The organism is Streptosporangium sp. CA-115845 (assembly GCF_050943795.1).
Classification (GTDB): domain Bacteria; phylum Actinomycetota; class Actinomycetes; order Streptosporangiales; family Streptosporangiaceae; genus Streptosporangium.
In genome coordinates this window covers 7,687,557-7,710,759 of the sequence record NZ_CP191988.1, presented here as the reverse complement: position 1 = coordinate 7,710,759, position 23,203 = coordinate 7,687,557, and the positions used below count along the sequence as shown (strand labels likewise).

The following is a 23,203-nucleotide window of genomic DNA, read 5'->3' as shown; positions in this document are numbered from 1 at the left end:
GACCGGCGGCCCGGCGAGCGAGGCGGCGGCCTACCCCGCCGGGTCTGATTCGCCGGGTTCACGCAGGTGCGCGATGAGATCGTGGTACCGCGGGGCGCGCAGCAGGTCGGTCACGCTCAACGCGCGGCCGAGGCGGGCCCCGACGCGGGAGGTCAGGCGCACGCTGTCCAGTGAGGATCCTCCCTCCGCGTAGAAGTCGCTGTCCGGGTCCGGTGACCTGCCGGTGATCCGCTGCCATTCCTGGGCCACCACCGCGTCGAGTTCGGTGGGAGCGGCCGTTACGGACGCGACCGTGTCGCGTGCGACAAAGGCCGCCGGGGCGTACCGCGCCTCGGCCAGCAGACGACGGTCGAGTTTTCCGTGCGCCGTGGACGGCAGCGCCGGGGCGAAGACGATCTCGTCGGGCAGCATCCAGGACGGGATGCGCGCGGCCAGGTGGTCCAGCAGCGCGCGGCGGTCCACCTCCGGCGGATCGGAGCGCGCCACCACGACGGCTCGCAGCCGTCCGCCGCCGTTCCGCACGACGGTCGCCGCCGCGTCCCGCACCTCGGGGTGAGCGCGCAGATGCGTCTCGACGTCGCCCAGCTCGATCCGCCGCCCGCGTACCTTGACCTGCCCGTCGTCGCGCCCCAGCCAGAGAAGGGTGCCCCGCTCGGTGAAACGGACCCGGTCCCCGGTCCGGTAGGCGACCACCGGGTGCGGCGCCGGGTCGGCCCGGAGGAACCGCCGAGGCTCGTCGTCGGCGTCGAGATAGCCAAGACCCAGGCAGGCCCCCCGTACCTGGAGCTCGCCCTCGACGCCGAGCGGCACCGGGCGGCCGCTCTCATCGGTGACCTCGCAGACGACGTTCGGGATGGGGCGGCCGATCGGCACGTTCCCGGTGATACCGGGGTCGTCGATCACCATGTGGGTGATGTCGTCGGCGCACTCGGTCGGCCCGTAGGCGTTCACCAGGGGAGCGCCGCCCGCGCGCAGCCAGCGCCGGCAGAGGTCGGCGCCGGCGGCCTCGCCGTTCACCATCATGCACTCCAGGCCGCTGCCCGGCCGTGGCCAGCTCACGCCGGTCGCCTCCGCCGCGTCGAGCAGGGTGGCCAGGTGGCTGGGGGTCGTCTCGTACACCCGGATGCCGCGCTCGTCGAGCGCGCCGAACAGGCGGCCGGGTTCCAGGAGCAGGTCGTCGTCCATCACCACGACCCGCCCGCCACGCAGCCACGGCACCGCGAACTGCCACACCGACACGTCGAAGGAGGCGGGCGCCGACTGGGCGACCACGCAGTTCTCGTCCAGGCCGAGCAGCTCGACCTTGCTCCACCAGTGGTTCACCATCGCGGCGGTGCCGATCCGCGCGCCCTTCGGGCGTCCGGTGGAGCCCGAGGTGAACAGCAGGTAGGCGCACTCGGCGGGGGCCCGCGGCGGCTGTGCCGGCACGTCCCCGGACGGCAGGCCCTCCAGAGGGAGCAGGGGCACGCCCCTGGGCAGTGCCGAGGCCACCTCCCGGTGGCGGGGGTCGGTGAACACCATCTCGACACCGGCCTGCTCGACGATCCGCGCCAGTCGTTCGGCGGGCAGCCGGGCCGAGAGCGGCACGTAGGTGCCGCCGGCGCGCCAGATCGCCAGCACGGCGGCCCATGAGCGGGCCGAGCGTGGCGCCAGGACGCCGACGACCGGGTGCCGGGCCGAGGTCAGCCGGTGGACGCCGCGCGCGTAGTGGCGGCTCAGCGCGGCCAGCTCGGCGTAGCCGAACGACTCGACGTCGTCCTGCACCGCAACGGCCCGGGGGCGGGTGGCCGCGTGGTCGTCGACGACGCGCGCCAGCGACAGCCCGGCGGGCCAGGTACGCGCCGGGCCGTGGCCGGCCTCGGCCAGGCGCGCCAGCTCCTCGGCGGGCAGCGGGTCGGCGTGCACGAGGGAGTCCAGGTCCCGTGCCGCCGTACGGGCCGCGTGGACCAGGCAGGTGAGGAAGCGGCGCGCGTCGGCCACGGTGACGGCGGGCGCGCGATGCTCCACGGACAGCCGGAGTCCGCGTCCGGCGGCGTCCAGGGAGCACTGCACGGTGAGGTCCATGTAGGTCTGGTCCAGGGCGGTGACATGTCGGACGCGCAGTGACCGGCCGGTGTCCTCGATCAGGTCGCGGTAGGGACGGAACTCGGTGTAGTTGAAAACCGTCGAGGGCTCGAAGCCCGGTGCCAGGGAGCGCAGCACCGCGTACGGGGTGCGCCGGTGGCGCCAGGAGTGCTGTTCGGCGGCCACGAGCCGGTCGACCAGATCACGCCAGGTGGTGTCCTCGTCGAGGTCGACGGTCACCGGCAGCATGTTCAGGAACAGCCCGCACATGGCCTCGGCGCCGGCCAGTTCCGGCCTGCCGTTCACCATCAGCGCGGATCCGCTGCGGCGCCGGCCGGTGAACAGCGCGACGGTGCGCATGTGGACCGCCCAGACGAGGGTGCGCAGCGACACCCGTGCGGCATCGGCCGCCGCGCGCAGCGCCCGCAGCTCCTCCTCGCCGAACACGTGGTCGTGCCGGTGCCAGGTGGTGGGGGTGCCCAACTCGCCCGCGCCCACGGCGAGCCGCCAGGACACGTCCGGGCTGTTGACGACGGCATGCCAATGCGACAGCGCGGCCTCGTCCCTGGCGGCGACGCGCTCCGCGGCCACGAAGGCGGCGTAGGAGGGGATCGACGGGATCGGTTCGCGCACGGTGGGCGGCAGGGGGTGGCCGTCACGGGCCGACCTGGCGCGTTCGTAGCCGTCCAGGATGTCGCGTCCCAGCACCGCGACGCTCCAGCCGTCCAGGAAGGGCTCCACGATGGAGAACACCGCCCGGCCGGGAGCCAGCCGGTGCAGGTGGAAGGCGAACAGCGGGGGGCTGTCCCACGCGAACGGCCGCCCGCGCACCTCGTCCCGCCAGCGCGTCAACGCCGCGTCCGGCTCCGCCACGCCGATCAGGTCGTGCTCGATCAGGCCGGTCTCGACCTGGTCGAGCACGACCTGCTCGGGGCCCGCGTCGGCGGTGAGGTCGAAGGCGGTGCGGACCGCCTCGTGGCGAAGGGCCGCGCCGGCGACGGCGGTACGGAGGAGATCGGCGTCCACGGTGCCGTCCAGCTCGTACGAGGTCACGTACGTCAGGTAGTCGTCGCTCACCTGCCGGTGGTAGACCAGTCCCGTCTGCAGGTGGGACAGCGGGAACCGCCGCTGGACGCGATGCCCGCGCTCGTCCGGTACGGGCTCCGGGGGCCTTTCGTCGCCGGGGCGCTCCTCGCGGCCGGGCGTGAGCCGGTCCGCGAGCGCGCGCAGCGTACGCGCCTCGTAGATGTCGGCCACCTCGACGGCGAAGCCGGAGCGGCGCAGCAGCGCCACCAGCCGCACCGCGTTGATGGAGTCGACCCCCAGATAGAACAGGTCGACGTCGGCGGGGATCTCCGCCTGCCCGAGCAGCTCGCATACCGCCGCCTGTGCCGCCACCCGCTCCGGAGGCTCACCCGGCTCGCTCGGCTCGGCGGGTTCGGCCGGCCCCGGCCCGGGGCCGGCACCGGGCCAGGGCAGATCCAGGCCGGTCAGCTCGCCGAGTGCGGCGCGGGCGAGCTTGCCGCTGGCGGCGTACGGCAGCCGGTCCACCACGGTGAACAGGGTCGGCACCATGACGCGCGGCAGCCGCTCCGCCGCGTGGGCGCGCAGGTCCTCCGCCGTCATCGCGTCGGCCGTGCCGTCGTCGTGCGGTACCAGGAACGCCTGGAGGCGGGCCGGCCCCGTCATGTTCTCGCGGTGGAGCACTCCCGCGGCCGTCACGCCCGGGTGCTCTCCGAGGACCGCGTCGATCTCCTCCAGTTCCACCCGCTGGCCGTTGATCTTCACCTGGTCGTCGCGGCGGCCGAGGAACTCCAGTACCCCGTCGGCTCGCCATCGGGCCAGGTCACCGGTGCGGTAGAGGCGATCCCCGGTGTCGGAGCGCACACCGAACCGGTCTTCGTCCCCGGCGGCGTCACCGAGGTAGCCCAGGCCGACGCCCACGCCCTCCACGACGATCTCGCCGACGGCCCCGAGCGGCACCTCGTGCCCCGCACGGTCCTGGAGCCGCACGCCGAGGTTGTCGATGGGCCGGCCGATGGGCACGAAAGGCCGCCGGTCGGTGGGGTCGAAGGTCCACCGGGTGACGTCGATGGACGCCTCGGTGGGGCCGTAGAGGTTGTGCACCCGCACGCCGAGCCGGGTGTGAGCCCGCTCCGCCAGCGCCCGCGGCAGCCGTTCACCGCTGGTGAAGACCTGCCGCAGGCTGGGCAGCGGCCGCCGGCCGGCGACGTCGAGGAAGGTGCCCAGCATGGCCGGCACGAAGTGCGCCGTGGTGACGCCGTAACGCTCGACGGCGTCGCACAGGTAACCCGCGTCGCCGTGGCGGCCGTGCGCCGCGGTGACGACCGTCGCGCCGGTCGCCGGTGGCCAGAGCAGCTCCCACAGGCACACGTCGAAGCTCAGCGGGGTCTTGGCCAGGACGACGTGGCCCGGCCCGATCGGGAAGGCGCGTTGCATCCAGGCCAGCCGGTTGGCGAGCCCGTCGTGGCCGACCACGACCCCCTTGGGGCGGCCCGTCGACCCCGAGGTGTACATGACGTACGCGGCCCGGGGGCGGGCCGGTGTGGTGAGCTCCGCGGCCGGTCCGGCCACCGAGACGCGGAGCGGCTGCCCGAGCACGGTGAGGTCGCCGGGCTCGGTGGTCGCGCCCTCCTCGACGAGGAGGCGGGCCCGGCTGTCGGAGAGCATGTACCGAGCGCGGGCCGGCGGCAGCTCGGGGTCGAGCAGCAGCAGCACGCCACCGGCGTCCAGCACGCCGTGCACCACGGCGATCAGTGCCGCGCCCCGTGGCAGGCGTACGGCCACGGCCTGGCCGGCGCCGATCCCGGCGGAGCCCAGCCGCGCCGCCACCCGCTCGCTCGCCTCGGCGAGTTCCCGGTAGGTGACCCGGCGGGCGCCCCGCGGGCGGTCCTCCACCACGGCGGGGCTGTCGGGATGCCGTTCCGCGACGGCGCGCAGCCCGCCGCCCGCCATGGCCTGGACGGGCGAGGCCTGGGCGGGCGGGGTCTGGGCGGGAGGTGTCCGGGTGGGCGGAGCCGTCGGCGCGCCCCGGCCGGCCAGGGCGACCGTCCGGTCGGCGGGCAGGGTGAAGACGTCGGTGACGGTGGCCGCGGCGAGGTCGGCGAACCACTCCAGCTCGGTGCGCCGCCCGCCCGCGGCCCGGCACTCGAAGGTCAGGGCCAGCCGGCCGTCGCGGGCGGCGACGTAGACGTTCATCGCGAACTTGGCGGTGCCGTTGTGCAGGAGCCGGGGCCTCCAGCGCAGGCCCCCGGCCTCGATGGGCGGCGGCCGATGATGGCCGACCATTCCGGCCGGTTGCAGCAGGTTGACGACGACCACCGACTCGCCGCCCACCCCCGCGCCGTCCCAGGCCCAGGTGCCCCAGTCGGCGTGCATGGCCGCGTCCCGGAGCTCGCGGCCCACGCGAGTCGCCAGCGATCCGAGGGTGTCCTCCGGCTCGATCTCCATCCGGGCGGGAAGCGTCCTGACCCGGTAGCCGATCTGGGCGTCCTCGGCGGGGGAACGGTGGCTGAACGGCACTCCCACGGCCACCGCGCGCGAGTCGCCGTCCCACCGTGACAGTGCCGCGGCCACCCCGCTCATCGTCAGGGCGAACATGCTGACGCCGAGGTCCCTCGCCCGTGGCGCGGCCACCTGCCGCAGGTCCACGGCGCAGACCCGTCGCAGGAGCACGCCCTCGCCGCTCGCCGCGGGTTCGCCGGTGCCGAGCGGCGAGCCGGCCCTGGCCAGGGCCAGCCGGGGCGTCCAGAAACGCGCGGCCTCCTCCGGCGTCACCAGCGGCCGGTACGGCAGCACCGGCCGCTCGGCCGCCGCCAGGCCCTGGTAACCGCGGATGATCTCCTCGACCGCCAGCCGCACGCTCAGCCCGTCGCACACGCAGTGGTGGAAGGTGAGCTGCAGGACGCCGCCCGCCGGGCCGAGATCCCAGTACACCGCCCGGTGCAGCGCCTCGCCGGGAAAGAACGGCCGCCGGGCCTCCTGGCGCACCTCGGTGGCCTCCTGCGCCCAGGCGTGCGGGCTCGCGGCGCCTGCCCGGATCACCCGTAGCCCCTCCGGGGCCACGTCCTCCCACTCCGGCCGCCCGTCGTCGTCGCGGACCGCCGAGCGCAGCAGCCGGTGCCGGGCGGCGAGGGCGGCGACGGCGGTTCGTAGCGAAGGGACGGCGACGGAGCCCTGGATCTCCAGGGCCACGCAGATGTTGTAGATCGCGCTGAGCGGGTGGCGCCGCTGGTGGCGCCAGAGGGTCGCCTCCTCCGGGGTGAGGGGTTCGTTCAACGCCGGTCCTCCCCGGAGGTGGAGACGGCGTCGAGGACGCGCGCGGCGAAGTCGCCCACGTCCGTGGCCGTGCTGAGATCGTCCCAGGTCATCCGGACGCCGCAGGCCCCGTACACCGCGCCGATGAGTCGCAACGCGCTCAGCGAGTCACCGCCGCCGTCGGTGAACGTGCCGCTGTGCCCGTCAGGCAGGAGGCTCAGCCACAGGTCGCGTACCAGGGCGCGGAGATCATGTGCGGTGTCGTACGTGTGCGACATCTCGCTCCTCACTGATGGGGACTACCCGGCATCGGGCCGATGCCGGGCGATCAGCAGCCGATGGTCTGTCTTGCCGTTGGGCAGCACGGGCCAGGCGGGGATGTCCGTGATCACCGCGGGCACCATGTGGCCGGGCAGCCGCTCGCGCAGCCACGCGGTGAGCGCGTGGGAGTCCAGCGGGGCGGACGCGGGCGTGCGGGCCACGACGCACGCCACGCCCCGCTCACCCGCGTCGACGACCGCGGCCTGGGCTATTCCCGGATAGGCGCGCAGGTGCTGCTCGACGGTCTCCGGAGCCACCCGCATCCCCCGTACCTTGAGCATGCGGTCGGTGCGGCCGGTCCACACCATGGTGCCGCCGGCGGTCGTGACCCGGTCGCCCGTCTCCCACTGCCGCCGGGCGCAGCCGCCGCCGGGCGGGAGCCCGCCGGAGAGGTAGCCCAGGGCGACGGCGTCGCCGGCGACGACGAGCTCGCCGTCGCCGGGCCGGGTCCGGAACGACACATGGCCGAGGGGCGTGCCGATCGGCACCAGGGAGCCGGCCGGCTCGGTGCCGGTGACCTCGTGGGCGGCGATGATCCCGGTGGTCTCGGTACAGCCGTAGGTGTTCCACAGCCTGGCCCGCGGCAGCAGCCGCCTGCTCCGGTGGGCGAGCGCGACGTCGAGGGGCTCGCTGGCGAACAGCACGCCGCGGACCGAGGCCAGCGCGTCGCCGAGCTCGCCGGCGGGCATCGCGTCGAGGACGGCACGCCAGTACGACGGTGTGAGGTCCAGATGGGTCACCCGGTGCTCGCGCACCAGGTCCGCCACTCCCCATGGGGTACGGACCTCCTCCTCACTCGGCACGACGACGCTCGCCCCGCGCGCGAGGGGGAGCAGCAGCTCCCTGATCGAGGAGGAGAAACCCAGCGGAGCCACCCCGAGACAGCGGTCCTCGCCGCTCAGGGAGAGGTGGGCCGGCAACGCGCGCGCGTACTCGGCCAGTCCCGCGTGACCGAGCAGCACGCCCTTGGGCAGGCCGGTGGATCCGGAGGTGAACATGACGTAGGCCGCCGCGCACGGCGCGGGCCCGGGGAGGCGGCCCGGGGTGGAGGGGGATGCCAGCAGTGGGGCGGCGTCCAGACTGGTATGCCCTGCGGCCGGCGGCCCGCCGGCGGCCCTGTCGACGATCACCGTCCGCACCGAGGCAGCCTCGGTCATGTGGGCCAGCAGCGGGGCGGGGTAGAGGGGGTCGAGCGGCAGATAGACCGCGCCCGCCCGCATGATGCCCAGCGCGAGCGCCGGCGCGCGCTCCGACCGGCCCGACGCGAGCCCGACCACGTCACCGGGTACGACTCCGGCGGCGGCCAGCCGGTCGGCCACCGCCCGTACTCCCCGTGCCAGCTCGCCGTAGGTGATCTCGTGCTCGCCGATGATCGCTGTCGTTTCCGGTGCCCGGGCGGCGGCCTCCTCCACCAGATCCGGCAGAGCGCGCCACCTTCCCCGCGTCACGCGGGGGCAGTCGGCGCCGTACGTTTCACAAAAGGACGAATGGGAGGACAATTCTTCCCCCATGATCTTTTGATCTCGATGCTCTCTGGCCGTGATGGATCCGATCGGCTGGTCGCAGGGCCCTCTTCGCCGTCAGTATTAAAGATTTCATGAAAAAAAGCCATACAGCCGGATAGCGCTGTTCACGGTCATCCGAAAATGCCGGCCAAAATTCGATGAGCCCGGGTTTTGGTACGGCCTTCCCCTTCCACCTCTGGTGGAGAGTGTCTGCTCAGAGACAGCCGGCGCGGGTACCGGGCAACGAGAGGTTCGACCATGCCGTCCAGAGGGGTTCACGTCCGGCCGCGGGGGAGCGCCGTGACCGGGGGCGTCGGCGCCCACGGATTCCCCCGGTCGCGATGCCGGAGGTGAAGAACGACCGGCCGTCCGACGTTTCGCTGGCCGGGCTGACCGTCATCAGCGGACTCGTGGACGCGATCAGCTTTGTGGGCATCGGTCAGGTGTTCATGTCGAACATGACGGGGAACCTGCTCATCCTGGGCTTCGCCGCGGGGGACCCGTCCCAGTTCCCGCTGGTCGCGACGGCCATCGCCGTGCTGGCTTTCTTCCTGGGGGCCGGGCTGGCCGGGCGGCTCACCGACAGGGTGTCGAACGTCCGCCGCAGGATGGTCCTCGCCATGACCATCGAGACCAGCCTGTTCGCCGCCACCGCGGTGGGCTCGTTCTTCCTGCCCGCCACCCAGGCCGGCCGCTACCCGCTGATCGTCGCCCTGGGGCTCGCCCTGGGCGGACGGAACACCGTCGTGCGCCGCCTCAAGATCCCCGACATCAGCACGACCGTGGTGACCGGCACGTTGACCAAGCTGGCGGCCGATTCGGTGCTCGGCACCGGAAGGCGCACGCGGGCCCGCCGGCGCGCGGGGGAGATCGTCGCGCTGGTCTTCGGTGCCTGGGTGGGTGTCCTGCTGCTGCGACACCTCGGGTTCAACATCGCGCTGGTGGTGCTGGCCGTTCTGATGGCCCTGATGACCGCCCTCTACATCTGGCGCACGTCACCGGCGCGTGCCCGCTGACCCGTTACGGTCCTACCGGTCGCGCCTTACTGGTCGCGGAAACAGACCAGGTGGAAGGAGCGCGCGGCGGGGGATCCGTCGGGATCGAAGGTGCGCACCTCCATCTGGTCAGGCTGCCGTCCCAGGCCGACGGTGATCAGGCCGGGCGAGACGGGTTCGTCCTTGGCGCTGCCGATCGTGCCGGCGAAGTTCGTCTTCGCCTCTCCCTGGAGCGGCACCTTCCAGGTGAGCGTGTACTTGTTCGGCTTCTCGAAACGGCAGTCGCCGATCAAATAGCCCCGGACCACCGATCCGTCGGCCGCGACGACACAGGCCAGCCTTTTCTCAAATTCCGCCATGGTCTTCTCCTTAATCGTGTTCATACGTTGTGGAAAGGTGCTCCGTCGTCCTTTCTCCCCGCGCCTTCTGCCGATAACCGCCATAAAAACTTTTCGCCGCGCCGGGTTTACTCCGGCTCTGCCGGCGCGGTCGAACTCCGGTGTCCCCGCCGCAACCGCTTGAACGTGTGCAGGCCGAGAACGGCCGGCAGGTCGGCGATGCCGGGACCGCCGGCGTCGACCCAGGCGACGATGTCCTCGATGACCTCGGTGTCCAGCACGAGGCCCAGCCAGACCGGGCGGCCACCCGCCCTCCGCCCCTTGGGCGAGGGGGTGACGACGATGACGTTCGACTGGAGGCAGGGGCCCAGGCAGTCGGTGACGACGCGGACCCGGAAGGGCCGTGGTAGTCGCCCGCGGAGCAGGTTCAGGTGTTCCTGGTGGTCGACGTCCGGGTGCTTTCTCAGCGTGCCGCAGCAGCAGCCCCGGCACACGGTGATCAGGCAACCCTGCTGCCGCGCGGAGGTGAGGACGGCACCGCTCATCGGACACCTTCCCTTCGGACTCGCGCTCTTCCGCTGCGCCCGGACGGCGTGCGGCCGCCTTCCGGCCCACATCTGCCCGTCATATCTGGAAATTTCCTGCTAACCACCACTGAACCCCCGATCCAGCACACGAACACCACTCCAAGGAACCAGTCGACTGTCTATCTTGCTGGAATTTGTCACACCGTGAGCTGTCGGCCTTTGTTCTGGAAACACCTGGCATGCAGTCCGGCGGGCTGATCAGCGTCTATATCGCCCTGTTCAAGGGGTGCTTACCCGGAACGGTGGAAAGTCTTGTTAAGGTCTTCCGGGGTGTTTTTAGGGTCAAAAATTATTTGCGTTTATTTATTCCGTGCTGCAGCATTTGCGGCAAACCTTCAGGGTAGATCGACCAGCGACGTTCTCTCAATGGGACGGAGCCAACAATGGCCACGATGCAGTACGACAAACTCCTGACCAAGGTCAGGAATCTCTCACCGGAAGAGCGCGACGTTCTCGACTCGCCGTACACGATCCCCAACGAGCTCTACGCCGCGCTGCGGTCGGTGCTTCACGACGTCGGTGGTCAGCCGGACACCCCTCAGCCCTACTTCCTGAAGGAGGAGGAGGAGTGGGAGATGAACGCCTACCTCACCTGTGAGTGCCTGGGCTGGCGTGGCGCGTGGAACTCGGAGATGCGGCGCAGAAGGGAGAACGATCTCGGCGCGACCGAGTACTTCGGGCTGCCCTACTACGCCCGGTGGATCACGTGTGCGGCCAAGACGCTGGTCGACGAGAAGCTCATCACCGTCGACGAGCTGAGCACCAAGATCGATGAGATACGCGACCGGTTGGAGGCGAAGAAGAAGTGACGGCCAAACGAAAGTTCAACATCGGTGATCGGGTCGTCATCCACGACAAGACGACGCTGTTCCACCACCGCGCCCAGAAGTTCACCCGTGGCCAGACCGGCGTCGTCACGGATTACCGTCCCGAATGGGTCATCCCGGAGGACGAGGCGTTCGACCCGGCGGGCAACGGGCGGAAAGAGCCCTTCTACATCGTCAGGTTCAAGCAGGACGATCTGTGGCCGGACTACACGGGCCACCACATCGACACGCTGGAGACGGAATTCTCGGAGAGCTGGCTGGAGCCGGCGACTAGCAAGGGAAAGCGATGAGCACACGGCACAACGGTCACGGCGAAGCACCTGGCGAGTTCCAGATAGCCACGAAGGTCAGCGAGTTCGAGATCCTGGAACTCGCGGTCCGGGAGCTGGCGATCGAGAAGGGGCTCTTCTCCGCCGAGGACCACCGCAAGTTCGCCGAGTGGGCCGACGGCATCGGCCCGCACGGCGGGTCGAAACTGGTGGCGAAGGCCTGGGTCGACCCGGATTTCAAACAGCGACTGCTCACCGACGGCACCAAGGCGTGCCTTGAGGTGGGGATCGACTGGCTGCAGCCGACAGGTGTCGGGACGCCCAGCGACTACACCTTCTTCTACGTGCTGGAGAACACTCCGAAGCTGCACAACGTGATCGTCTGCACGCTCTGCTCCTGCTACCCCCGGCCCGTTCTCGGCATGTCGCCGGACTGGTACCGGACCCCGAACTACCGTCGCAGGATGGTCCGGCGCCCCCGTGAGGTGCTCGCCGAGTTCGGCCTGCACCTGCCGGCGGATGTCGAGCTCCGCGTGCACGACTCCAACCAGAAGTCACGCTTCATGGTGATGCCCATGCGCCCCGAGGGCACCGAGGGATGGAGTGAGAAGCAGCTCGCCGAGATCGTCACCCGGGACACCATGATCGGTGTCGCACTGCCCGCGCCGAACCGCAAGTCGGACACCAAGACGGAGACCCTGGTCAGTGGAGGAAGGCGGAGATGAGCACCGCGCCGACGACATATGACGTCCTGATGGACACCCTGTCGGACATCGGTGAGCGCACGGACGCCGGTATGGGGTGTCTGGAGCACGAGCCGGCCGTGTGGGAGTCGAGGATGCAGGCGACCTGCGAGGCCCTGTCCTCGCATGGCGTGCTGGACAACCTGGAGCGCCGGCTCGCCGAGGACAAACTGGGCGAGTCGCTCTACGCCAGGTTCCCGGTGCAGACGCGCTCCACGCTGGTGGTCACCCACCTGCTCATGGACCAGAAGGTCTTCACCGAGGAGGAGCTCCGGAAGAGGATCGAAGTGGTGCGCGAACGCTTCGCCGAGGAGTGACCTTTCAAGAGCTCGTCGCCAGGTAGGGGCCGAGGAGCTCCTTGCCGGGGGGCGACGACGGTCAGGGCGATGGCATCGGCGCGGCCGTCGGCTCGTCGACCAGCGGCAGGGACGGCCCCGCCGTCAGGGGCCGGGCGATGCCGATCCGCCGGCGCCCGCCACCGGATAGCCGGTGCGGACGCCGGTCGGCCTTGTGCCCCACCCCGGCCACCGCGCCGGCGCCGGTGGAGGCCGGCAGCACGACGAGGGCCGGCGAGCATGTTGGTGACGAACCGCTCGTGCCCGGGGACGTCGACGAACGCCAGTCGCCGGCCAGAGCCGAGCGTGGTCCAGGCGAAGCCGAGATCGATGGTCATGCCCCGACGCCGCTCCTCGGCCCAGCGGTCGGGCTTCATCCCGGTGAGCGCCCGGACCGGAGTCGACTTGCCGTGATCCAGGTGCCCTGCGGTCGCGATCACCCACATGAGCGCCTGGCCGCCAACGGAACCTCATCGGGGACGATGACTCCGTTCCTTGCCATCTACTGGGCCTGATTAATGACCGTTTTCACCCATATATAGCCGAATTGCAAGAGTGCCTCGGCGAACCTTGGGTCGGCGAGGACCGTGTTCGTGCGCGGATTGAGGCGACGCAAGTCAGCTATATGGCTGATTATTACCCCAAACCTTAAGCTGCGATCATGAATAGATTGACGCATTACGCGGCAGGCGGCGGATGTGCATGCAAGATCCCCGCGGGAGAGCTGGAGGAGGTGCTCGCGGGCTTCGGCCTGGCGGCGCCGGAGCGGCCGGCGGGCGAGCTGATGGTGGGCATGGAGACCGGGGACGACGCCGCGGTCGTCCGCATCGAGGGCGGTACGGCCATTGTCAGTACCGTCGACTTCTTCACCCCCGTCGTCGACGACGCCTACGACTGGGGCAGGATCGCCGCGGCCAACGCGCTCTCGGACGTGTACGCGATGGGCGGCCGGCCCCTCGTCGCGCTCAACCTGTTGTGCTGGCCCCGGGAGACGCTGCCGTACGAGATCGCCAGAGAGGTGCTGCGCGGTGGCGCGGAGATCGCCCGGCAGGCCGGCTGCCACCTGGCCGGCGGGCACAGCATCACCGACGCCGAGCCCAAGTACGGCATGGCGGTCACCGGGCTGGCCGATCCCGCACGGCTGATGCGCAATGACATGGGGCGGGCGGGGCTGCCGATCTCGCTGAGCAAGCCCTTGGGGCTGGGGGTGCTGAACAATCGGCACAAGGTGACCGGCGAGGCGTTTCCCCAGGCGGTCGAGACCATGACCCGGCTCAACGCCGAGGCGAGCCAGGCCGCGCTGGAGGCCGGAGTCGAGTGCGCCACCGATGTCACCGGTTTCGGACTGCTCGGCCACCTGTACAAGCTCGCCCGCGCCTCCGGTGTCACCGCGGTGGTCGACGCGGCCGCCGTACCGCTGCTGGCCGGTGCCCGTGAGGCGGTGCGCGACGGCTACGTGCCCGGAGGCTCGCGCCGCAACCTGGACTGGGTGGCCCCGCACACCGACACCCGCTCCGTCGACGACGAGACGATGATCCTGCTCGCCGACGCCCAGACCTCCGGCGGCCTCCTGCTCGCCGGCGAGATTCCCGGCGCCCCGGTCATCGGTGAGTTGATTCCCCGAGACTCCCATCCCGTAGTCATCAGAGGCTGATTTCGAGGCCGTGTCCACCCTTTGATCGCGAACATCGGCCGCGGCATCGTGCCCGGGCCGGTGAACCGCGAACCGGCAGATCCGATCGTCAGGTCGGGTGCTGGAATCCCCGGTTTTCGGGCCGTGGCAGGACGTCAAGGTCCCACGAGGTGCGACTCCCGCTTCAAGAAGCGATGCGGCGGCACATATGTTTGCGGACGACTGTGTCGCCGAGGAAAGCGTGGAGATCGTGGCAGCAGATGGCGTCTCCTCTGCCCGTGGTACTGAGGCCACCACCGGCCAGGGAGTGGCGGCGGGATCGTGTGTGCTTGCTCGCGCCCTGGCGCCGCCCCTGTCGTTCGGCCGTACGATCTGCGAGCCTCACCTGCGCGGTGGCGGTGGCGGTGCTTGCCATGAGGGCGGACCCGTCGGCGGAGGCGGTGGCGGTGGCGGTGCTTGCCATGAGGGCGGACCCGTCGGCGGTGGGGCCGGTCGTCCGGAGGGGGGTGCGTACGGTGGAGGTCGCTGGTACCCCTGGTGGGGATGGTGTGGCCCCGGCTGGGGCGGCATCCCGTACGGCGGGGGCGGCGGCCCGGCCACACCCGCCTGCCGCGAGCGGCGATTGCGGATCACGAGGACGATGACGAGGATCAGGACCAGCACCATGACGGCCGCCTGTATGGCCGCGCCGACGGGGTCGGTGAAGGTGATCTCGATCGCGGGCCCGTCGTCGGCCCTGCTCTCCGAGGGCCGGGGAGTCGGGGCGGGGGAGGCCGGGGGCGCACCGAGTGGGTTGGCGTCGACCTGCCGCGTCCTGGCGGTCAGTGCCCGTACCGGATCGACGACACCGTAGCCGGAGAATATGTCGCGCCCCCTGTCGTCGCGGTCCCTCGCGGTGCGTATCAGCCGGTTGACCACGTTGTTCGCGTCGAGGTCGGGGTACTTCGCCCGTACCAGGGCGGCCACCCCCGACACGATCGCCGCCGCGTTGCCCGTGGTCTCGCTGACGAGGTAGCGATTGTCCGACAGCCGCTGGGGCGCGGGGTGGATGATCTTCACGGCGGGAGCCGCGAGCGCCAGCTCACGGCCGGTTATGGAACTGGACCAGGCATCTCCGGTTCTGGTCGTGCCGGCGACGGCGATCACGCCGGGGACCGCGGCGGGGCACTCGACACCGACACCGTATTTGCGGTCACCCGTGGGCGCGACGATCACGACGTCCTTGCGGAGCGCGTAGCGGATCGTCTCGTACTCCTCCTGGGAGCAGCGGTTCAGGGACACCGAAATGTTGATCACGTGCGCGCCGTTGTCGGCGGCCCATCGGACGGCTCGGTTGAGGGTGTCACTGGTGAACGACCTGCCGAGGTTGACGGGCAGGATCCTGGCATCGGGCGCGATGCCGAGCAAGCGCATGTCGTTGCCGCCGGGGCCCACGATGAGCCCGGCGACGCCGGTGTCGTGGCCGTGGTCGCTGCCGTCCTCCCGGCCGTCGGCCGCCGTGGCCTTGTCGTAGGAGCGCCCCCGGAGAACGCGCCCCTTGAGGTCGGGGTGGTCGGCGTCGACGCCGCTGCCGATGACGGCCACCACCACCCCTCTGCCTCGGGACAACCGGTGTGCCTGCTCGACCCGCAGTGCGTCCAGGTGCCAGGCCAGCCCGCGCACGGTGTCGGCCCGTGCGGGAGCGGCGAGCGCGCCTGGTACGACGACGAAGGAAAGGACGCTCATCGCCACGGCTACACCGGCTCGAATCAGCCGCCGTGGGGTGTTCGACAGATACATGCGGCTTCCCAGACTCGGGAGCCTTGCGGCTCGGGACGTTTCTCAGCCTGCCGTACTCGATCATGGCCTGGCAACCGATGCCGGTCCCGGAGACGACGGCCGAGTATTCAGGTACGACGCGACAGGACCCCGGGACACCCCGGAGTCCTGTCGCCGGGCACCTGCGCGCCGAGAGCCGACGACGTGGGCCAGGTGCCAGGACGCGGCGGGGACCGGTTTCAACCGGTCATCGTCTGTTCTCCACGGAATTCCAGTGACGTCGGGATGTTCGGAGACGATGAGGTGCGGGCCGCCGGCCACCTGCTACGCCCGGACATCATTTCTCCCGGCCAAGACGCGTGGTCTTCGAACCGCTGCTGAGCGAGGATTTCGGGGGCGCGACGAAATCGTCGCCCGAAAACGGCGACAGGCAGCTTCCGCGGGATCGCGTCCAATGTCGTGACCGGCTATTTCTGATCGGGAGCGCATGGAGAGCCCTCGATCGCGTCGCGCCCTGACTCAGGCGTCTCCTCAGAGTGGGCCGACGGTCAGCCCGGGTTCCACAGGGGAACGGGAGGCGTAGCCGAGCGCGTCACCGCGCCGGTCGGGGGCGAAGTTCAGCACGGTCCCCACCAGGTGAGCGCCGACGGAGGAGAGCAGGTCCAGTGCCCGTGCCATGTCCTGCCGGTGCGACCTGCCGCACCTGGCCACGAGGAGCACTCCGTCACAGCTTGCCGCGAGCGTCGCCGCGTCGGTGACCGGCAGGAGCGGCGGAGTGTCGATGAGCACGATGTCGCAGGCGTCGACAAGTTCGTCGATCAGCAGGCGCATCCGCTGGGAGCCGAGCAGCACGCTCGGATTGGCCGGTAGCGGCCCGCTGGGCAGTACGGACAGCCGGCCCGCCGACACGTCCCGCTGCCGCAGCACCGCGGACACCTCGGCCCGGCCGGTCAGCACGTCGGTCAGCCCGGGTCCGTCGCCGATCCTCAGGTACTCGGCGATGCTCGGCCGCCTCAGGTCTCCGTCGACGAGAGTCACCCGCAGGCCGGCCTCGGCCAGGACGATGGCGAGGTTGCTGCAGACCAGGGACACGCCCTCGCCGGACAGGCAACTGGTGATCACCAGTGATCTGGGTTTGTGCTCGGTGTTCATGAACTGCAGGTTCGTGCGCAACGTGTTGAAGGCCTCGACCCGGCTGGAGGGGCTGTTCCGTTCGGCGATCAGCGGGTGCCGCCGGGCGCTGTGCTCGTAGCCGATCTCGCCCAGCACCGGCACCGCGGTGGCCTGCTTCAGTGCCTGAGGAGTCCGGATCGTCGTGTCCAGCTGATCCTTCACGATGATCGCGCCCCCGATGAGCGTCAGACCGACCAGTACGCCCAGCGCCAGGTTGATCGACAGCCGCGGTGCGATCGGCGCGGACGGCACCTGCGCCTGGTCGACCACCGAGACACTCACCTTCGCTCCCTCCGAGGGCTGAGCGGGGTGTTCGAGCTTGTCGATCAGTTCCGCGAAGGCCCGGCCGAGGGAGTTGGCCAGCCGTGCCGCACGGTGCGGATCACCGTCGGTGACGGTGGCGCGCAGCAGTACGGTGTCGGGCACGGCCTCGGCCTCGACGTTCTCCCGCAGTCTGTCCACATCCTCGCCTTCGGCGATGGCCTGAATCACCCTTCTGCTGGTGAGCAGGTTCGCGTACGACTGCATGCGTTGCTGGGAGAGCAGGGCGGCCTGGTAGGCGGTGATCGTGCCGCCCTCCTGGTTGCTGGTCGAGACCAGCATGGAGATGCTCGCGGCGTAGGTCGGAGGCGTGCCGGCGGTCAGCGCCAGTGCCGTCACCACCGACAGTGCCAGCGACCCGGCGATGAGCGGCCAGTTCCTCCACAGCAGCCACAGACAGGAGAGCAGGTTCACCGCGGGACTCCGTCTTTCGCGATACTTGTCGGTGGAAGTGGTGGCTGTACTGGATTTACCGCAACCCATTCCGCCAATACTGGACATTAAGCGTTTACTGCTTTTTGGACGTACGTTTTCGATTAATCGCCCGGCCGTACCGGCGCTGCATTCCTCGTGTGATCGATCGATTGCGATAAGTTATAGTCGCTGTTTTGGGGAATTCGGGTAACACGCTGTGCGTGCGCACATTTTTTGCGGCGAGATTAGCGTGAGTGGGCGAGAAAATCAGCAAGGCGCTGAGGGGGCCGCTGCGATGGCAGGGGTAATGCTGCTGAAACGGCCTTCGCCGGACCATGTCATCGTATCGGCGATATTCGCGACGCCTCTCCTCATCGCCGCGATGGTGTGGTACCCGTGGTCGACCGCCCTGCCGGCCCTCGGGGTTTGCGGGCTCGCGCTGGTGCGGCGCCCGTGGCGAGGCGGCCTGCTCATGGTGCCGCTGGCCGTCGTCGGCGGCGTGGCGGGGCTGCCCTGGTGGTGCGCCCCGCTGCTGGCGCTGGTGACGGCCGTCATGTGCCTGGCCTGCTCCCGGCGGATCAGGGTCGGCTCCGAGCACGCGATCGTGGTGTTGCTGGTTCTGCTGCTGGTGGCCAGTTGGGTATCGCCCGGGGGGCAGGGCAGCCCGGGCCATCAGGCCCTGCACGACATGGCACAGGTGACGGCCGGACTGATGATCCTGGCCGTCTGCGCCGCCGCACCGCCTTCCGCGGCGCGATTGCCGATGGTGGTCGTGCTCTCGGGGGCGGCCGTCGCGGTGGCGGCCCTGCTTGTCGGGGACGCTCAGGCCGGGCCCCGGCTGGAGGGGTTCGGACTGAACTCGAACTATCTGGGGAGCCTGCTGGTCCTGCCCACGGTGATGTCCCTCGCCATGGCCTGGCTCCGGCGTGCCCCGTTGTGGGTGGTTCCCGGGGCGGTCGCGCTGGTCGCGCTCGTCGCCACCCAGTCGAGGGCCGCGCTGTTCGCGGTTCTGGCCGGTATGGCGACCGTCGTGCTGTTGCGCGGCCCGCGCGTGGTCCGACTGCCGCTCACGTTGGCGATCGCGGCTGTGGCGGTGCTGGTCGCCGCCGCGCCCGGCGTGCTCGATGTGAGCGGCGGCGCCCGCGGCATCGACGAACTGGAGCGTAGCAACGAAGTCAGGGCGCAGTCGGCCATCCTGGCAGCCAGGATGGCCGCCGATCACCCGCTGCGCGGGACGGGGTACGGCACCTTCGCCGAGCAGGCCGCTCGCTCCCCCCAGCTGGGCATTTTCATCAACACCCATAACGACTACCTGCGGCTGGCCGCCGAGACGGGCATCATCCCGGCGCTGCTGCTGCTGTTGCTCGTCTACCGGGCGGTCCGGCGGGCCACGGGCACGCACGAGCACGCCCTGGCCGGCGGGGTCACGGCCTACGCGGTCGTGCTGCTGTTCGGCAACACGCTGTCGAACCTGATGGCCAGTGTGCCCTTCTGGGTCTGCCTGGGAACGCTGCTCGGGGCTCGGCATCTCGAAACGGCCTACGTCACGACTCACCGAACATCGCCGCGCGCGGCGCCAGGCACATGACAGGAGCACGGTAATGGACGACAACCTTCTGCAGATCCGGCGGGGCGACAGGTTCGCCTTCGGCCGCAACTGGAAGGCCTTCGCCAACCTCGTCGACGAACGTCGCATCCAGCACGCGATCGGCTCGCTGCGGGAGGCCCTGGACGTCGAGCACCTCGCCGGGCGCACCTTCCTCGACGTGGGGTGCGGCAGTGGCCTGTTCTCCCTCGCCGCGCATCGCCTCGGAGCCCGCGTGCACTCTTTCGACTTCGATGCCGAGGCGGTGGAGTCCGCCTCGCGGCTGCGGCACGCCTTCGCCCCTGACGCCTCCTGGACGATCGAGCAGGGGTCGATCCTGGACGGCGACCACCTCGCACGACTGGGGACCTTCGACGTGGTCTACATCTGGGGAGTCCTGCACCACACCGGGGACATGTGGCAAGCCTTCGACAACGCCGTCGAACTCGTCGCCCCCGGCGGACTGCTGTTCGTCTCGCTCTACAACGACCAGGGCTGGGAAAGCCGGATCTGGACGGTGGTGAAGCGACGCTACAACCGGTCGGGACCGGTGACCCGGGGCGCTCTGATCGCCGGCAGCTCGGCCTATATCCACCGGGCCTGGCCCCTGCTCCACATCGGGCGGCTGCTCACCGGGCGGCCCCGCCCCGCGGCGGTCCGGCCGCGGGGCATGTCGCGCTGGCACGACATGCTCGACTGGGTGGGCGGTTACCCGTTCGAGGTCTCCAAGCCCGAGCAGGTCCTCGCCCGCGCACGCACGCACGATCTCAGCCTCATGCGGCTCAGGACATGCGGGGGCGGACTCGGCTGCAACCAGTATCTGCTCAGGCGGCCGGGCGGGTCAGCCGCCGCGCAGGAGCCCGCGGATTCGACGGACGATCTCGCGCATCTCAGCGGCACCCGGGCTCAAGCACCGCAGGGGCACTCCCGTTGAGCGCACGAACCAGCCTGTCTGGGCGGCGGCGAGCGCGGTATAGGCGACCGTGGAGGCCAGAGCACACCCCGTGACGCCCATCCTGGGGATCAGCAGGACGTTCAGGGCGAGGTTCGTCAGCAGTGCCGCGCCGTACATCAGCGAGGTGGGCAACGGCAGGTTGAGCCGGAGCAGATAGGCCGCGGCCGGTCGCGCCGCCGCGGCGGCCGCGACACCCGGTGCGAGCACCAGCATCGGCACGGCGCACCCCGCGAAAGCCTGGCCGGCGGCGGCGATGACCAGAAACGGTCCCGCCAGACAGAAAAGGGTGATCGACAGGACGGCGAGGAGCACGGTGATCCGGATCGTCCGTGCCGTGTACGTCGCGGCCGTCTCCTGGCTCGACTCCATCTGCCGGGGCAGGGCGATCTGAACCACCGCGTCGGTCATGGCCCGCAGCAGCTCGGCCGGCGTCACCGCCATGGAGTAGATCCCCACCGCCGTCGGCGTGCTCATGGCGTTCAGGATCAGGACGTCGAGCCGCAGCAGCAGAAAGTGACAGACGGAGCCGAGGTGGTAGCGCAACCCGCACGACAGCGTGCGGGCGGCCAGCCGCCATTCGCGCGGCCGGCGTACGGGCAGGGGCGGCAGTAGCAACAGGAGGTGCACCGCGGCGGAGACGGCCCATATGATCATCACCCACTCGACGGTGAGTCGCCCGAGCAACCCCAGGGCCGCCAGCGCGGAGCACTGGAAGGTGGCGCCGGCCAGCGAACCCCGGTTGACGACCCCGGTACGGCCGTGCAGAACGTACACGTTGTTGAGGTAGACGACCGCCATCATGACGGGCACCGCGGCCAGTCCCCAGATCAGCATGGATCGATCCGCCGTGGGCTCCACGTCGGCGCCGGTATGGAGCACGGTGGCGAAGGCGGCTCCCGCGGTCGCCACGCCTACGGCAAGTCCCAGCCACAGGGCGTTCGCCGTGATCGCAGGCCGGTTGCCCTCCTGTGCCCACAGGGCCGTCTGGGACTTCTCCACCGACAGGTTGCCCACGGCTGTCGCCGTGGTCGCGATGGTGATGATCACCCAGTAGGCGCCGCGGTCGCCCGGCCCCAGGGCACGGGCCACGATGATGCTGGTGAGGCCACCGGCCACGACGAGTACCAGGCGGGTCAGGAGAAGCTGGGCCAGGCGGGTGGCGATCGCGTCTCGGTGGCGTTCGGGCGCGGCCGAAGGGAGTGCTGGGGCGTTCACATGGACCGCAGTCGCCGCTGACCGTCCACCACTGGTCGCACGGTCGGTCGTGCGGGCAGGTGGGTTCGATGCCAGAGCTCGAACTGCATCAAAGTCCAGATGCGGTTGGAGTGGTCTCGCCCGCGGGCGTGCTCGGAGAGCAGGCGGGCGACGGCCCGTGGATCGAAGATCCCCCGGTTACGGGCGGTGGCGTCGGTGAGCAGATCGTGTGCCAGGGGGCGCAGCCCGGTCCTGAGCCAGGAGGCCAGCGGCACCCCGAACCCCATCTTCTGGCGCTGCAGCAGATGCGCGGGCAGCCAGTCCGCCAGAGCGCGCTTGAGGAGGTACTTCGACGTCCCCCCGCGGATCTTCAACTCGCCGGGCAGGCCTGCGGCCCACTCCATCAGGACGTGGTCCAGGAAGGGGGAGCGCGCCTCCAGCGAGTTGGCCATCGTGCTGAGGTCGACCTTCACCAGCAGGTCGCCGGGCAGGTAGGTATTGACGTCGACGTCCATGACCCGGGTGAGATCGCAGCCGGCGAACGACTCCTCGAAGGCCCGCTCGATGATGGCTCCGCTGCGGACGCCCGCTACCCGGCCGCGTTGCCCCGGGGTGTAGATCTCCCGTTTCTGTCTCTCGGTGAAGTAGGACATCAGACGCGTGTACCTGTCGGCGGTCGGCAGCCCCGCCAGCTCCAGGCCCCACCCCACCCTGCGGAGCAGCGACCCCCGGCGCGACAGGGACCGCAGGCTCCTGCCCGCCGCGTCCAGCACCGGTGCGGCCGTCGGCGGCACCCACAGCCGGGAGGCCCGCTGCAACAGCGCGTAGCGGCGGTAGCCGCCGAAGATCTCGTCCGCACCGTCCCCGTTGAGCACCACCGTCACCTCCCGGCTGCTCATCTTGGCCACCAGGAAGGTGGGAATCGCCGAGGAGTCGGCGAACGGCTCGTCGAAGTGCCAGGCCAGGGTAGGCAGCACGTCCAGCGGGGAGTCGGGGAGGACCAGCTCCGAGTGGTCGGTGCCGTAGAGGGCGGCGACCTCTCTGGCGTGCTCCCGCTCGTCGAAGCCGGTTTCCTCGAAGCCGACGCAGAACGTGCGGACCGGCTGTGGTGACTGCCGTGCCATCGCCGCGACGACCGCGGAGGAGTCGACTCCTCCCGACAGGAAGGCGCCGATCGGGCGTTCACCGATCATCCGCAGCCGGGTGGCCTCCAGCAGCAGCTCACGCAACCGCTCGGCCTCCTCCGCCGCCACGACGGGGCCCAGGCGGGGAGTGGCATCCAGCCGCCAGTAGCGGTCGACGCGCACCTGGCCGTCCTGCCACACCAGGGTCGAACCCGGAGGGAGCTTGCCGATGCCCTCGAAGATCGACCAGGGAGCCGGAACGTACTGGAACGTCAGGTAGTGGTGGAGTGCGACCGGGTCGACCTCGCCGCGCCACCGCGGGTCGTCGATCAGGGCCTTCAGCTCGGAGGCGAAACGCAGCGAGCCGGACCGCATCCCCCAGTAGAGCGGTTTCTTGCCCACTCGGTCGCGGGCCAGCAGCAGCCTGCGTCTGCGCCCATCCCACAGGGCGAAGGCGAACATGCCGCGCAGGCGATGTACGAAGGCATCCCCGTATTCCTCGTACAGGTGAACCAGGCACTCGGAGTCGCCGCTCGCGGCCAGGCGGTGTCCTCTGTCCAGCAGTTCGGCGCGCAGCTCGGCGAAGTTGTAGATCTCACCGTTGAACACCGCGACGACCGCGCCGTCCTCGCTGTAGACGGGCTGGTCACCGCCGGCCACATCGACGACGGCCAGGCGACGCATCCCGAGCACGGCCGAGGGCTCCACGTGCAGGCCACTCCCGTCAGGACCGCGGTGCGTGATCGTCTCACACATGCCGCGGACCGTCTCCGGATCCACTCCG

At 70.5% G+C, this 23,203-nt stretch carries 18 protein-coding genes and 1 pseudogene; 8 read left to right on the top strand and 11 right to left on the bottom strand.

Annotated features, from left to right (window positions below; all coding sequences use genetic code 11):
• Positions 1 to 30: 30 nt before the first annotated feature.
• From ACQP0P_RS36975 to ACQP0P_RS36965, 3 genes are read right to left on the bottom strand one after another with little or no spacing between them, the layout of a single operon-like run.
• A complete protein-coding gene (locus ACQP0P_RS36975; protein WP_433364449.1) occupies positions 31 to 6,363 on the bottom strand; it encodes an amino acid adenylation domain-containing protein in 6,333 nt (2,110 codons plus the stop codon).
• Complete coding sequence (locus tag ACQP0P_RS36970; RefSeq protein ID WP_433364446.1) at positions 6,360 to 6,620, bottom strand: acyl carrier protein; 261 nt, start codon at positions 6,618 to 6,620, stop codon at positions 6,360 to 6,362. The genes ACQP0P_RS36975 and ACQP0P_RS36970 overlap by 4 nt, the downstream gene beginning before the upstream one ends.
• Positions 6,621 to 6,641: 21 nt before the next feature.
• Positions 6,642 to 8,111, bottom strand: a complete 1,470-nt coding sequence (locus tag ACQP0P_RS36965) for an AMP-binding protein (RefSeq protein WP_433364443.1) — start codon at positions 8,109 to 8,111, stop codon at positions 6,642 to 6,644.
• 398 nt (positions 8,112 to 8,509) lie between these two features.
• Here ACQP0P_RS36965 and ACQP0P_RS36960 point away from each other — a divergent pair, with 398 nt between their 5' ends.
• Entirely contained in the window at positions 8,510 to 9,184 is a 675-nt protein-coding gene (locus ACQP0P_RS36960) for a YoaK family protein (RefSeq protein WP_433364439.1), read from the top strand.
• 26 nt (positions 9,185 to 9,210) lie between these two features.
• Here ACQP0P_RS36960 and ACQP0P_RS36955 read toward each other — a convergent pair whose 3' ends face one another.
• Both ACQP0P_RS36955 and ACQP0P_RS36950 read right to left on the bottom strand, forming a co-directional pair.
• On the bottom strand, positions 9,211 to 9,522 hold the full coding sequence (locus ACQP0P_RS36955; protein WP_433364436.1) for a hypothetical protein: 312 nt from the start codon (positions 9,520 to 9,522) through the stop codon (positions 9,211 to 9,213).
• A 107-nt stretch (positions 9,523 to 9,629) separates the two neighbouring features.
• A complete protein-coding gene (locus ACQP0P_RS36950) occupies positions 9,630 to 10,046 on the bottom strand; it encodes a hypothetical protein (RefSeq protein ID WP_433364433.1) in 417 nt (138 codons plus the stop codon).
• A gap of 425 nt (positions 10,047 to 10,471) precedes the next feature.
• On the opposite strand from ACQP0P_RS36950, the gene ACQP0P_RS36945 reads away from it, so the two are divergent.
• Genes ACQP0P_RS36945 through ACQP0P_RS36930 form a run of 4 tightly spaced genes read left to right on the top strand, consistent with a single transcriptional unit; the run spans position 10,472 to position 12,244 of the window.
• Positions 10,472 to 10,897: a hypothetical protein gene (locus ACQP0P_RS36945; protein WP_433364430.1), complete on the top strand. Its 426-nt coding sequence runs from the start codon at positions 10,472 to 10,474 to the stop codon at positions 10,895 to 10,897.
• Positions 10,894 to 11,205, top strand: coding sequence for an SH3-like domain-containing protein (locus tag ACQP0P_RS36940; RefSeq protein ID WP_433364427.1), 312 nt, complete (start codon positions 10,894 to 10,896; stop codon positions 11,203 to 11,205). Before ACQP0P_RS36945 ends, ACQP0P_RS36940 begins: the two co-directional genes overlap by 4 nt.
• Positions 11,202 to 11,909 (top strand): thiocyanate hydrolase subunit gamma, encoded by a 708-nt coding sequence (gene scnC, locus ACQP0P_RS36935; RefSeq protein ID WP_433364424.1) that lies wholly within the window; start codon positions 11,202 to 11,204, stop codon positions 11,907 to 11,909. Before ACQP0P_RS36940 ends, scnC begins: the two co-directional genes overlap by 4 nt.
• Positions 11,906 to 12,244: a ScnB gene (locus tag ACQP0P_RS36930; RefSeq protein WP_433364421.1), complete on the top strand. Its 339-nt coding sequence runs from the start codon at positions 11,906 to 11,908 to the stop codon at positions 12,242 to 12,244. The genes scnC and ACQP0P_RS36930 overlap by 4 nt, the downstream gene beginning before the upstream one ends.
• A 61-nt stretch (positions 12,245 to 12,305) precedes the next feature.
• Here the strand turns inward: ACQP0P_RS36930 and ACQP0P_RS36925 are convergent, their stop codons facing one another.
• Positions 12,306 to 12,485 (bottom strand): ATP-binding cassette domain-containing protein, encoded by a 180-nt coding sequence (locus ACQP0P_RS36925; RefSeq protein WP_433364418.1) that lies wholly within the window; start codon positions 12,483 to 12,485, stop codon positions 12,306 to 12,308.
• A 61-nt stretch (positions 12,486 to 12,546) separates the two neighbouring features.
• Positions 12,547 to 12,639: pseudogene (locus tag ACQP0P_RS36920) on the bottom strand (hypothetical protein); the annotation flags it as partial.
• A 284-nt stretch (positions 12,640 to 12,923) separates the two neighbouring features.
• Here ACQP0P_RS36920 and selD point away from each other — a divergent pair.
• A complete protein-coding gene (selD, locus tag ACQP0P_RS36915) occupies positions 12,924 to 13,916 on the top strand; it encodes a selenide, water dikinase SelD (RefSeq protein ID WP_433364415.1) in 993 nt (330 codons plus the stop codon).
• A gap of 360 nt (positions 13,917 to 14,276) precedes the next feature.
• Here the strand turns inward: selD and ACQP0P_RS36910 are convergent, their stop codons facing one another.
• Both ACQP0P_RS36910 and ACQP0P_RS36905 read right to left on the bottom strand, forming a co-directional pair.
• Entirely contained in the window at positions 14,277 to 15,620 is a 1,344-nt protein-coding gene (locus tag ACQP0P_RS36910) for a S8 family serine peptidase (protein WP_433364412.1), read from the bottom strand.
• Between the two features lie 564 nt (positions 15,621 to 16,184).
• On the bottom strand, positions 16,185 to 17,561 hold the full coding sequence (locus tag ACQP0P_RS36905; RefSeq protein ID WP_433364409.1) for a polysaccharide biosynthesis tyrosine autokinase: 1,377 nt from the start codon (positions 17,559 to 17,561) through the stop codon (positions 16,185 to 16,187).
• A 382-nt stretch (positions 17,562 to 17,943) separates the two neighbouring features.
• On the opposite strand from ACQP0P_RS36905, the gene ACQP0P_RS36900 reads away from it, so the two are divergent.
• The gene (locus tag ACQP0P_RS36900) at positions 17,944 to 19,149 is read left to right on the top strand and encodes an O-antigen ligase family protein (protein ID WP_433364407.1); all 1,206 of its coding nucleotides are present in this window, start codon (positions 17,944 to 17,946) and stop codon (positions 19,147 to 19,149) included.
• Positions 19,150 to 19,162: 13 nt separating this feature from the next.
• Positions 19,163 to 20,080, top strand: coding sequence for a class I SAM-dependent methyltransferase (locus ACQP0P_RS36895; protein WP_433364404.1), 918 nt, complete (start codon positions 19,163 to 19,165; stop codon positions 20,078 to 20,080).
• Here the strand turns inward: ACQP0P_RS36895 and ACQP0P_RS36890 are convergent.
• On the bottom strand, positions 19,988 to 21,316 hold the full coding sequence (locus ACQP0P_RS36890) for a polysaccharide biosynthesis C-terminal domain-containing protein (protein WP_433364401.1): 1,329 nt from the start codon (positions 21,314 to 21,316) through the stop codon (positions 19,988 to 19,990). The two genes, ACQP0P_RS36895 and ACQP0P_RS36890, sit on opposite strands and share 93 nt — an antisense overlap.
• The gene (asnB, locus tag ACQP0P_RS36885; protein ID WP_433364398.1) at positions 21,313 to 23,175 is read right to left on the bottom strand and encodes an asparagine synthase (glutamine-hydrolyzing); all 1,863 of its coding nucleotides are present in this window, start codon (positions 23,173 to 23,175) and stop codon (positions 21,313 to 21,315) included. Before asnB ends, ACQP0P_RS36890 begins: the two co-directional genes overlap by 4 nt.
• Positions 23,176 to 23,203 lie beyond the last annotated feature (28 nt).